Annotated in this window: 9 protein-coding genes; 2 read left to right on the top strand and 7 right to left on the bottom strand. The window is 58.7% G+C overall.

Translation table 11 applies throughout. The features are described 5' to 3' along the window. Positions 1-262: 262 nt before the first annotated feature. The gene (locus J5289_RS24680; RefSeq protein WP_209207047.1) at positions 263-2,395 is read right to left on the bottom strand and encodes a bifunctional diguanylate cyclase/phosphodiesterase; all 2,133 of its coding nucleotides are present in this window, start codon (positions 2,393-2,395) and stop codon (positions 263-265) included. 362 nt (positions 2,396-2,757) lie between these two features. Here J5289_RS24680 and J5289_RS29505 point away from each other — a divergent pair, with 362 nt between their 5' ends. Further along, positions 2,758-3,234 carry a LysR family transcriptional regulator gene (locus J5289_RS29505; protein WP_247749420.1) on the top strand — a complete coding sequence of 159 codons (477 nt, stop codon included), beginning with the start codon at positions 2,758-2,760 and terminating at the stop codon, positions 3,232-3,234. A 316-nt stretch (positions 3,235-3,550) separates the two neighbouring features. Here J5289_RS29505 and J5289_RS24665 read toward each other — a convergent pair whose 3' ends face one another. The 6 genes from J5289_RS24665 to J5289_RS24640 form a co-directional block, all read right to left on the bottom strand. Further along, positions 3,551-3,946 (bottom strand): RidA family protein, encoded by a 396-nt coding sequence (locus J5289_RS24665; protein WP_209207049.1) that lies wholly within the window; start codon positions 3,944-3,946, stop codon positions 3,551-3,553. A gap of 62 nt (positions 3,947-4,008) precedes the next feature. Further along, positions 4,009-5,811, bottom strand: coding sequence for an ABC transporter ATP-binding protein (locus J5289_RS24660; protein WP_209207050.1), 1,803 nt, complete (start codon positions 5,809-5,811; stop codon positions 4,009-4,011). Positions 5,812-5,813: 2 nt separating this feature from the next. Then, a complete protein-coding gene (locus tag J5289_RS24655; RefSeq protein WP_374108599.1) occupies positions 5,814-6,677 on the bottom strand; it encodes an ABC transporter permease in 864 nt (287 codons plus the stop codon). Beyond that, positions 6,674-7,615, bottom strand: a complete 942-nt coding sequence (locus tag J5289_RS24650; protein ID WP_143123098.1) for an ABC transporter permease — start codon at positions 7,613-7,615, stop codon at positions 6,674-6,676. The genes J5289_RS24655 and J5289_RS24650 overlap by 4 nt, the downstream gene beginning before the upstream one ends. Positions 7,616-7,638: 23 nt before the next feature. After that, a complete protein-coding gene (locus J5289_RS24645; protein WP_209207051.1) occupies positions 7,639-9,156 on the bottom strand; it encodes an ABC transporter substrate-binding protein in 1,518 nt (505 codons plus the stop codon). 64 nt (positions 9,157-9,220) lie between these two features. Next, positions 9,221-10,702 (bottom strand): M81 family metallopeptidase, encoded by a 1,482-nt coding sequence (locus tag J5289_RS24640; RefSeq protein WP_142831699.1) that lies wholly within the window; start codon positions 10,700-10,702, stop codon positions 9,221-9,223. Between the two features lie 754 nt (positions 10,703-11,456). Between J5289_RS24640 and J5289_RS24635 the strand changes: the two genes are divergently transcribed. Further along, positions 11,457-12,320, top strand: a complete 864-nt coding sequence (locus J5289_RS24635; RefSeq protein ID WP_143123079.1) for a MurR/RpiR family transcriptional regulator — start codon at positions 11,457-11,459, stop codon at positions 12,318-12,320. Positions 12,321-12,412 lie beyond the last annotated feature (92 nt).

The raw sequence follows: 12,412 nt of genomic DNA, 5'->3' as shown, positions 1-12,412 counted from the left end.
GGCTCGGGCAAGCTCTTGTATGGGCGATGCCGTCGGCTGTTGCCGCCGCACCTTCGGTCTGATAGCGGCCAAACATCAGGCACAGGTCTAGCGCATGCCACGCGGTGTGTGCTCGACAGCGACCGGATGGGCGGCCGACAGTCTTGCTCTCGGATTGGATGTTGGCTCGTCTGTCGTACGATCATCACCGAGAAACCCAAGATTAGGAGAGTTCGCTTTTTTGAAAGTTCGACGCAAAGATTGGATATCTATTCCAGGATTGTCAGGCAGCGGCCGGCGAGCTCAAAGGCCGCGCGTTCGCGTTCGTTCTGAAACGGGATAGCTCTTCCGCGGACATCGGGCGCCCTACCATATATCCCTGAAGCTGATCACACCCGGCATCTCGAAGAAAGTCGGCCTGCCCTTCGTTTTCAATCCCCTCTGCTGTGACGGGGATTGATAGTGCCGCGGCGAGCGCGATCGTCGCCTTCAATATGTCTCTTCCACGCCCATCGTCGAATGCCCAAACCAGAGACCGATCGATTTTCATGCTGTCAAAGCCAAATTGTCTAAGCGCTCCGATACTGGCATAACCGCAGCCAAAATCATCGAGAGAAAACCGGACACCAATCTTTTTAAGCTCATCGATAGCCCTTTGCGCGTGGGTTGGGTTCGACATTAGGACACCCTCGGTAATCTCCAGGGTCAGCCGAGTGGGTTCAAAGTTCTCTTCCTTCAAGAGGCTTGCAACCCGGTGTGCGAACGAGGCATTGCACATTTGCACCGGAGAAACATTGACGGACAGCCCAAGCTCCGGCCAGTCGGCAGCCGCTCTTACAGATTGACGTAAAATCAACATCCCCAGTTGATCAATCAGGCCAGAGCGCTCTGCCAAGGGGATGAATATCTCAGGGCTGATTGGACCCGTCGGGCTCTGCCATCGAGCGAGCGCTTCTACACCGTTCAATTTACCGCTCCCTGAGGCGACAAGCGGCTGATAGGCAACACCGATATCGCCATTGACAACGGCACGTTTCAGCTCGTTTTCAAGCACGGCCATCTCTTCGCGGTCGCGGTCGAGTTCCGGCCGATACCCCACGGCCCTTCCCTTGCCGTCGTGCTTTGCCCGATAAAGAGCTAAGTCGACACGGCGAAGCAATTCGAAGGAGTCGGTGACGTTGACCGAACGCGCGCTGCCAATGCTAACACCAACTTCTACTGTTCGACCTTCGATTTCGAATGGCTTTTCGAAAATCGACAGAACTCGCGCGCAAAAATTCGATGAAGGACCGTGGTCGCACTGGACAAGGGCAAACTCATCGCCCCCCAATCGCGCCGCGGAGACAATTTGCGGGTGGCACTGAGAAATTGTGTTAGCAACTTTTTGGATAAGGACGTCGCCGATCTGATGACCCCAGGTGTCGTTGACCGCCTTGAAGCCGTCAAGATCCAGGAGATGAAGTGTAACATCGTCCCCGTTTTCAAGTGCTTTATCCAAATCCGCCAAAAGCCCGTTTCTGTTCAAAAGGCCGCTGAGACCATCGTGGCTCGCTTCATATCGAGCCAACCGCGCCATTCTCGCCATCCGCCGGGACTCTGCACCTCCGGCAGTTACCACCACGACAAGGAAAACGACCAAGATGACGCCGGCGGCTAGTACTTCATTTCTGACCTCCTGATACACTCGGGTGCCCGGTCGAAGTCTATTCCATCCCAGGTAAGCAACGGGTAGGCCTGAGGCACTCCTCAGCGCGACGACGAGCATATTGCGAGGTGCTTCCTCGTAAAGACGCAGGCCCTCAAGCTGATATTGCTCCGCAAGCAAGCCAAGGTCAGAATCCCGCACGTGCCTGAAGAGCGACAAAACCGCATAAGGGGTACTAATTGTCGTGCCGCCGTCTGGATGTATGATTGTCGATGCCAGGATATCAACACCATCCCACGTCTTGACGAATTCGACGAGCGGCTTTCCCTCATTCTTCAGAGCTGCCGAAGCTTGCGACTGGAGAGTACCTCGGAAGCGAGTCGAGGGATCGAAGGTTGAGCCTTTGTAGCTCGCCATAGCGGTCGCACCGCTGCGCGTCGTTACGATCGCTCCATCGTAGATAGATGCGGCTCCGCTCGTTCCGCGCCATTTCTCAATGGCCCATCGAGAGAATTCCCCCGCTTGCGAAACCTGGTAAGCATCACTCGAGCCGGCATTGTCGAGAAGTGTCATCGAAACCCGGTCTTTGAGAGACCGGATTGCCGACTGGGCTGCTCGAGACGCACGCTCGTCATCACGGATATCTGCAGAGCGGCGCATGGTTGTGATGACATTTGTTGCCAGAGCGCCCAGAGTGACAAGTACGATAACAAACAGGGCAGTGGAGAGAGCAACAGGCCACTTCGAGATGTTGGTCTTCGTTATTGGCATTGGCCTCTCCCCCAGATAAAAAATATAAGCGATATTTTGTAGTTGAATCTTTCCTCGACTTTGAAAAGTAACTCAGCCTTATTATCATGTGGCTTACGCTTGTGGTTAAAAGCCAGTTAACTTAAATGAACTTGCAACTACTTAACCGGCGTCGGCATCTCGAATATTGGGCGTTGGTTTGTGAAGTACGTCCGGAAAGTTGCGCGGTTGCGTACTGGCCTACAGTCGCGGGAGGATATAGATCGAGGCTCGATCTCTTCTTTGCTAACACGAGCATGAATTGCCTTGTCGTGTCTGCGGTCTCCCACGTGACCACTTCTGACGCAGGGCATCAGATTTCGTTGGCATTTGGAATGCTATCCATGCCTTCCCTGGCCGTGACGATGAAAAGGCATCGACACTCAAGCGGGTTTGCTGCAACACCTTGGCATCAAGCCGTGCGGGCGGATCGACGTCGACCAGTTGCCAGGCGGCAAGCTCCGGGTAAAAACGGCTTTACCAACCGGCACGGCACAGCCGGCAGTGAGCAAAGCGATCCGTACGCTCGAAAATCATCTGGGGGGTTGCACTCTTCAAATCGAAGCACGCCGAACGCCACCTTGACGGATCAAGGGCAAAAATATTTCGACAGAATGAAACCACTGCTCAAGGCGATCGAAGCTACTGATCGAGAAGTTAAGGGCAGCGGCGCCGACATGTCTGGGTCGATCCGCATTGCAGCCCCTACCACATTCGGTCGACTTCACATTCTGCCAACCATTCCGAATTTGCTGGCCGAATATCCTCATCTCCGGGGGGGATCTGGTTTTATCGCAGCTTCGGCGGGACATGATCGATGATCGGGTCGATCTGGTGATAAGAGGAGTTGTCGAGGAGCCCGATGCCGTCGCCAGGCGCGTGACAAACCTTTCTCTGGTATGCGTAGGATCTCGCCAATACCTCGAAAAGCACGGCGTCCCGACCCTGGCTGGGTCGAACCCGAGAATCGACGCGCGGACCACTCGGCTCAGCGCCGATTTTTCCGCCAGGCCGTCCTCGTGATCACAGGATGCTTTCTGACATGCAGCCCGCCCGACATGCCCGCGGCGAGGGACTTCAAGGCAACCTCAGGCGCCACGAAAGACGCATGAGGTTGCCTGGCCCGGCGAGACCTTGTCAATCCAGCGGATTGTAGGCAATGACGTCCATCTCTACCTTGACATCGACCATCATCGGCGATTGGACGGTGGAGCGTGCCGGCGGATGATCGATGAAGTGTTTCTGGAAAACGGCATTAAAGCTGGAGAAATCGCGGGCGTCGTCGAGCCAGACATTAACCTTGACCACATGTTCGAGCGTGCAGTCGGCGAGCGCCAGGACGGACTTGATATTGGCGACCACCTGTTCGGTTTGAACAGCAATATTGCCGACTACGACCTCGCCATCGATGGTTGGCACCTGACCGGAGATGTAGATGAAATCGCCCGCGCGCACGGCCTTGGCGAAAGGTCGGCTCTGGCCGCCTGCCTGGGCGTCGGCGATATCGTAACGAATGATCTTGTCGCTTGTCATGGAAGTGTCTTTCAGTTTTATTTTACAATGCGAATTTGAACCGTTGCCCCTTGGGAGTGGCATCAGTGCGAATCCTGGATGAAATGGCCGGGCGAGACTTCCCGAAAAATGCGCTTCGGCGGAACGTAATCGAATGGACGGATAGGGCTTCTGATCTCTTCAGTCGAAGGTGGTACAGTCCGGCCGCGGCGTGCCGGATCGGGAATAGGCACCGCAGAGATCAGACGGCGGGTATAAGGATGTTGCGGGTTGTCGAAAATTGCCGCCCGCGGACCGATCTCAACGATTTCGCCAAGGAACATCACCGCGACGCGATGGCTCATCCGCTCGACGACGGCCATATCATGGCTGATGAAGAGATAGGCAAGACCATGCTTTTCCTGCAAGTCGAGCAGGAGGTTGGAAACCTGTGCCTTCACTGAACCGTCGAGCGCCGAGACAGCTTCGTCTGCGACGATGAATTTCGGATCGAGTGCCAAGGCACGGGCAATCGAGATGCGCTGCCGCTGGCCGCCGGAAAATTCATGCGGGTGGCGCTCCGCCATCGCCGCCGACAGTCCGACCTGTTCCAGCAGTTCGACGACGCGCTCCTTGGCATCCCGCCGTCCCATCAGCCCATGGGCGAGGATCGGTTCAGCAATCGCCGAACCGACGGTGAGGCGCGGATTGAGCGAGGCAAAGGGGTCCTGAAAGATCATCTGCGAGGTGCGACGCATGGTGCGCAGCTCCCTTGTGCCGGCTTTCGTCACATCCTGGCCGCCGATGACGATCGAGCCTTCGGACGGATTGATAAGCCGGATGATGGCACGGCCGGTCGTCGACTTGCCACAGCCGGATTCGCCCACCAGCGACAGAGTTTCGCCAGGGCGAAGATCGAAGGACACGTCTTCGACCGCATGGACGCGGCCGGTCGGCAGGTCGAAGCGTACGGACAGATGATCGACCTTGAGGATCGGCTCGACGCCCAACGCAACGGCAGACATCTCGCGGCCATCGTTTGCCACGCCGGTCGACACATCGACCTCCGGGAAACGCTTTGGCGCGACCGCGGCTCCCATGGTGCCGAGACGCGGGATCGAGGCGAGCAGCGACTTGGTGTAAAGCGCCTTGGGAGCGGCGAAGATCTCCTGCGTCGGCCCTGTCTCGATCGTGTCGCCGCGAAACATCACAACGGTACGGTCAGCGATTTCCGCCACAACACCCATGTCATGGGTGATGAACAACACGCCCATGTTTTCGTCCTGCTGCAATTCGCGCAGCAGATGAAGGATTTCAGCCTGGATCGTAACGTCGAGCGCGGTTGTCGGTTCGTCGGCGATCAGAAGCTTCGGGCGACAGGCAAGCGCCATGGCGATCATCACGCGCTGGCGCATGCCGCCGGAGAACTTGTGTGGATATTCGTGGAGGCGTGCCTTTGCCGCCGGGATCCGCACCCGCTCCATCAGCCGCACGGTCTCGGCCTCGGCTTGTGCCCAGGACAGGCCGCGATGCAGGACCAGCGCTTCCGCGATCTGGTTGCCGATGGTAAAGACCGGATTGAGCGACGTCATCGGTTCCTGGAAAATCATGCCGATCGAGCCGCCGCGCACTTTGCGCATCTCGGCTTCGCTTGCAGCAAGCAGGTCCTTGCCATCGAGAAGAATACGGCCTTCAGTGCGTGCCCGACCGGCCGGTAGAAGCCGCATTGTCGATAGCGCGGTGACACTCTTGCCCGAGCCGCTCTCGCCAACCATCGCGACCGTCTCGCCGGCATCGACATGCAGGCTGATATTGCGGATGACGGCCTTCCAGCCTTCCGGTGTCTTGAAAGAGGTCGTCAGGCTCTCGACTGCAAGGACCGGCTTGTTTGTGGTCGCGTCGGTCATGATCAGCTTTCCTTGGCGAGACGCGGATCGACAAGATCGCGCAGGCCGTCGCCAAGCAATTGCAGGGAGAGAACGGAGAAGACGATGGCAAGGCCAGGAAACACCATCAGCCACGGTGCGTTGTTCATATATTCGCGCCCCGACGCCAGCATCGTGCCCCAGGTCGGCATGTCGGTGGAAACGCCGACGCCGAGGAAGGAGAGGCTTGCCTCCGCGAGCATCGCCGAGGCAAAGACGAAGGTCGACTGCACGAGGATGGGCGAGGCCAGATTGAGCAGCACGTGACGGACAAGGATCTGCCAGGTTGGGAGCCCCATGGCGACGGCTGCCTCGATATAGGGCAGTTCACGCAGGACCAGCGTCGAGCCACGGATAATGCGGGCCAGGCGTGGCGCATAGGTGATGCCAAGCGCCAGGATGACGGTGGTGAGCGACGGCCCGAGCGCTGCAACGAGCGCGATCGCCAGCAGGATGTCCGGGAAGGACATCATTGCATCCAGCAGGCGAGAGATCGGCGCATCGAGGCCGCGAAAGAACCCGGCCGCAACGCCGAGGATCACCCCGAGCACGGTCGAGATGAAGACGACGCCGAGGCTGACCAGAAGCGAGATGCGGCCCGCAAAGATGGCGCGGGAAAAGATATCACGGCCGAATTCGTCGGTTCCAAAAAAGTGGACCATGGATGGCGGCTTCAGCTTGTTGACAATCGACAGTTTGTTCGGCGCATAGGGCGCGACAAAGGGGGCCAGCAGCGCTGCGAAGACGACGACGACCAGAATGATTGCGCCGAAAAGCATGGCTCGGTTGCCGAGCAGGCGGCGTAGGCCGGAGGACAAGGGCATGGAGACGGAAGCCATGGTGATCATAGGCGCACCCGTGGATCGACGACGATATAGAGCATGTCGACGATGAAATTGATGAGAACGTAAATGGCGGCGACTGTGAGCAACGCGCCCTGAATGACCGGATAGTCCCGGCGCAGGACAGCCGAGACCACGAGATTGCCGACGCCAGGCAGACCAAAGACGGTCTCCGTGACAACCGCACCGGCGACCAGCATGGCGACCGACAGGCCGATGACGGTGATGATCGGTATCATCGCGTTTTTCAACGCGTGCTTGAGGACAACGCGACCTTCCCCGGCGCCCTTGGCACGGGCGGTGCGGACATAATCCTCACCGAGGACATCAAGCATGGCAGCGCGGGTGAAGCGGGTGATCAGCGCCGAATTGACGATGCCGAGTGCGACAGCCGGCAGCACGAGATGATGCAGCCGTTCGAGAAAGGGTGTCTCGGGGCCGCCGTAGCCGGAGGCCGGGAACCAGCCCTGACCGACGGCGAAGATCTGGATGAGCATCAGCCCGAGCCAGAAGCTTGGCACGCTGGCCGCAACCATGGTGAGCGTGACGACGATCTGGTCGAAGATCGTTCCGCGCTTGACCGCCGACAGGATGCCGACAGGCAAGGCTATGCCGACCGCGATCAGGATTGAGAAAAGCGTCAGGAAGAAAGTCGGCTCGGCACGCGAGGCAAGTGCCGTCGTCACCGGCTGATTCAGGAAGATCGACTGGCCGAGGTCACCATGCAGTATGCCCAACACGAACTGGCCATACTGGACGATCATCGGTGCATCGAGCCCCATCTTGGTGCGCAGCTGGGCGATGTCCGCAGGGGTCGCATCCGACCCCAGCATGACTGCGGCCGGATCGCCAGGCGTCACGCGAACGATGATGAAGACCACCGTTACGACGAGGGCGAGCACGACGGCCATGCCCCCCAACCGTGTTAAAAGTGCCTGTGCGATCGTAGCCATGGTCGTTCCAAGCCCTACTTCTTCGGATTGACGTTCCAGAAATGCGGCCAGTAGGTTGGCTCGTATCCGGAAACGCCGTTTGCGAGACCGGAAACCGCATTGAAGTTGCCGACTTTAAAGAGCGAGGCGTCATCATAGATGGCTGTCTGGATACCGTCCCAGGCCTTCTTCTTGGCATCATCGGTGGTTGCATCCATGTAAGCTGCAACAGCCTTTGTCTTCTGGTTGGAAACGTACCAGCCCGGATAGCTGTCGGTGATGGTGTTGATCGTGGTAGGGTCGCCCGGAAAGTTGGAATGGGTGATGAAGATGTCCCACTCCTTTGGATCGGCGCGCCGGGTGGTCAGCGTTGCCCAGTCGACAACCTGCAGGTCGACCTTGAAACCGGCAGCTTCCATATAGGCCTTGGCGACTTCGCCGATTTTGTAGTGGAATTCGTACTGGCGGCTGGTCATGAGGCGTAGCGGCGTGCCGTCATAGCCGGCTTCCTTTAGAAGCTTGCCAGCGGCTTCCTGATCGCCTTCTCCGTACCGGGCAACGCCGGCTTCGGTGTGCCAGAAGGAGCCCTTCGGGAAAATCGAGCCATCGACGCTGAAGAAGCGGTCATCGGAGAAGGCGGCCAGCATCATGTCATTGGCGTTGAGGGCTGCTTGCACCGCCTGACGCAGCTGCTTATTGACCAGAAGGCCCTGCTTCATATTCATGTTCATCGAAGCCCAGCCGGCATTCTTGAAGATCACGGGTTTGGCGTTGCCGCTCTTTTCGACACGCTCGTAGGCGCTGACAGGCAACGAATCCGCATAATCGAACTGCCCGGAAATCAGGCCTTCGACGCGAGTGTTGGCATCTGGAACAGGAACGAACCGGATTTCCTTGGCGATCGCCTCTCGCTTGCCGGCATAGTTGCTCGGCGTGCCCTGCGGCGACTTGTAGCCGTCGAAGCGGACGAGCTGGGTGTACTGGTCGGGCTTGCGCTCCTTCAGTTCGTAAGGGCCGGTACCGATGAAATCGGTGAGCGTATCCTTGACCTTTTCGGAGGGCATGATCACGCAGGCCTGCGACAGAGTGGCCAGCAGCGGCGCATAACGCGATTTCAGCTTGATGATGACGGCATGATCACCGTCTTCTACAAGGCTGTCGATGATGGCGGCAACCTGCTTGCCCTTCGAATTGATCGCCATCCACCGCTTCAGCGAGGCGGTCACGTCCTTGGCGTCGAAGTCGCTGCCGTCGTGAAACTTCACGCCTTCGCGCAGCGGGATCCTGTAGGTCATGCCGTCTTCGGAAATCGTCGGCATGGCAGCGGCGAGCAGCGGAACCGACTTCCATTCTGCGTCATAGGTATAGAGCGTCTCGAAAATATGCTGGTCGATGGTCAGAACGATATCGGTCGGCGTCTGCATGACATCGAGCGTCGGCGGCTCGCCGATCGTGGCAACGGTCAAGACGCCGTCACTTTTCTGAGCCAATGCCAGATTGCTCGTACCGGCCAATGCCGCAAGCGTCATCAAAACAAGTGCACTGTGTTTCATCGTCATCCCCTTGTTGTTTTCGGTTCGGCCAGTTCTTTCGGCGCGGTTTCTGCCGGTCGAGAATTCAGCTATCCAGCCCCAGCGGATCGGCAACGCGCGGCCAGAGTTCGAGGCTCGCCTTGCGATAAAGCGTCGTTGCAGGATCGGTCGGATAGGAAGTCGGCGCGGCGATATAGACGATGTCTGACGAGACGGGTTGGAAACCGGCATAAAAATGATTGGTCGACTTGATCAGGAGCCAGCACTTCCCGGCGAAATCGATACCCTGGTTGGAGAAGATATCCGGCTCGTAGGTCTGCGTGCGGCTTGTGATCAGGACGATATCGATGTGGGTACCGACCGGCCTGATGACCGCGGCACTGCCGAGCGTGACGCGCGAATTGCGGAAACTCTGCCAACCGGCATCGAAGACTTTTTGCACGGTGACGCGCAGGTCGAGCGGTTCGCCGCCCTCCGGGCCGGACTTGCCGCCGACGCGCAGAGAAAGTTCGGCGCCCTCGCCCGCTGCATGGCAAAAGGTGACGGCGATGGGGTCCCAGATCGTCGCAACGGCGAAATTGTCCATGCCGCGTTCCATCATCCGGCGCAGGACATGGGTGGCGTCACCGGCGACGCCACCGCCGGGATTGTCCCAGACGTCTGCGATGGTGACCGGCTTTTCAAGATGGGCGGCGCGGATGGCGACCGCCTTGTCGAGGCCCGCCTCGGTGTCGACCATCGGCATCGCGGTCTCGCGGCGAAGGCCGTAGAGCTCGCGACCAAGGCCTGCCGCTAGTTCGTCGCCCTTTTGCCTGTCATTGTCGGTGACGACGACGATGCGGGTTCCCATATCGGGCACGTCGCCGGCCATGAAGCCGTGAATGACCGAGGCCGATAGGATGCCGTCCTTGCCCTCCATCGCCTGCATCCGATCGACGAAGGAGCGCATCGGCTCCCGGCTCGTCGGGAAAATCGTGATCATACGGCAGTCGAAGGTAGAGATGACCGGCTTGATCTGTCCGCGCAGGGCCTGGAGCGCAAGCTCGACGACATGTTCCCCGCGCTGTTCGAAATCCGTATGCGGGAACTCCAGGAACGCGGCCATGAGATCGAGATTAGCAACACGAAGCGCCGTCAGATGGCTGTGCGGGTCGAATTCGGCAGCGATGAGGACATCCGGGCCGACCATGTCGCGAATATGCGAGAGGAAATCGCCCTCCGGATCGTCATACCCTTGAGCGGCCATTGCGCCATGCAGGCCGAGCACCACGCCATCGACCGGCAGGGTTGCCTTCAGCTCGGCGAGGATCTGGTCGCGCAAGGTCTCGTAGGTCTGCCGCTGGATGAGACCGGCCGGTTCCGCCCAGCATGACGTGCCTTCGATGACGGTGAAGCCTTCCTGCTTGCCGCGGCGGCGCAGGATCGGGACAACGGCGGAGCAGAGCGTCGGTGTGTCCGGATGTTCGCCTGGCCCGGCATAAAATGCCGCCTTGAAGGCGTTCATATCCGTTGGCACGGGAGAAAAGGTGTTCGTTTCAGTCGCCAGCGAGGCGGTGAAGATGCGCATGTCTGTCGCCTAAATACACGCCGGGCTCCGAGCCACCGCAAGGGGGCAGGTACCGACGTTAGATTGTCTATCTGTCTAGTTCCCGCCTGCCGGGCCGCCGTGCGCGACCGTCAGAACTGCAACTATCGAAGTGCCCCCGGACATGGGATTCCCTGTTTTCTGTAAAATTCCCGCTCACCGTTTCGGTGTAATTAATTTTCTCCAATATGCGTCAAAGCCGTTTGAAGTCAATTGACGATCTGATTTTTTGGTTATTTCTGTAATTTATTTTCTAGACAGGGGAAAACTTGGAAAAATTCTCAGACCGCGCTCGCGGCCGCAGAAACGGACATGGCGCTTCGATATCTGCGTCCTATTTTGAATCAACAGGTTCTGCCATTCGCGATAGTTTGTTGAAGAGGGCGCCGATTGACCGAGAATGAAAAGGCCACCAGCCTAAAGCATCTAATTTTCATCACTGAGCCGGGGCTGGGCTCTGGCCGGAGCCGGATGGGGATTGGGCGTGGGACGCTTCGCAGACCTACCCCTGCACTGAGAGCCCAAGCGGCTGGTTCCGGCTACGGAAAACGCCGCGGCAGCAAACGCTGGGAATGCACGCGCGCAACGGCCGGCGATAGGCGCCTGCGTTTATTATCGCCAGGCTGCCGAGTTCGATTGATGCCTACCGACATCATGCTATGAAAAATTCGCGGCGGTGAAACTGATTTTCATCGATGCCTTCTGTTTCCCTGTGGCGTTTCGAGGAAAAGACCCAATGGACCTGTTTCACGCTCTTTCCGATGAAAATGGAAAACTCTCGGGCCTGGACGCCAGGCTGGCGAAATTCTCGCTGGAGAATGTGGATGCCGTCGTCAATTTCTCGATCATCGAGCTCGCAGCACGCGCGGGCGTGTCACCACCGACCGTGACGCGGTTTTGCCGACGGCTGGGCTGCCAGGGCTATTCCGACTTCAAGGTACAACTCGCCAAGATGGCCTATGTCGGCTTGCGATACCTGAAGCCCGATGCACCGACGGCGACCGTTGAAGAGGTTGCACACGATATCGTCTCGAAGGCCCAGAATTCGCTGTTCGAGCTTCATCGGCAGCTTGACCTTGCCGCCATCGAGAAGGCGGCTCAGATGTTGCGGGCTGCCGAGTTCATCCAGGCCTTCGGTGCGAGCGGCAATTCGGCTATGATCGTCAACGAATTGCACAACCGCCTGTTTCGTCTCGGCTGCCGCATCCATTCATCCAACGACCATGGCATGAACCAAATGATCTCTGCCTCGGCACAGCCGGGCACCGTCGTTTTCGGCTCGTCGTTCACCGGTCGCGACATGGAGCTTGTCCGCTGTCTGGAGCTTTTGCGGGAGCGCTCGATCCCGACCATCGCGATGACGCAGGGCGGTTCGCCAGTCGCTGCTGCGGCCGACGTGGTGATCGCGATCGAAATGCCGGAGGGCAAGAACATCTTTCGCCCGACCTCCACCCGCTATGCCTATCTGGCAGCGATCGACATCCTGGCAAACATGGTCGCCTATGCCGACCGGACCACGGCCCTGAAGTCGCTGCGCGCGATCAAGGAGCAACTGGTGCGCAATCGCGACGGCGACGACCGCCAGCTTCTGGGCGATTGAAAGCGGCAAGGTAGACTGACCGCTGACGGCATGCTGGAGCAGCCTGACCAGAACTGATTCAGATATCCGACGCTCTCTCGCCGCGGCGTCGA

Source organism: Rhizobium sp. B230/85 (assembly GCF_019355735.1).
In the GTDB taxonomy this organism is placed as follows: domain Bacteria; phylum Pseudomonadota; class Alphaproteobacteria; order Rhizobiales; family Rhizobiaceae; genus Rhizobium; species Rhizobium rhododendri.
This window is presented reverse-complemented; position numbering and strand designations above follow the sequence as displayed.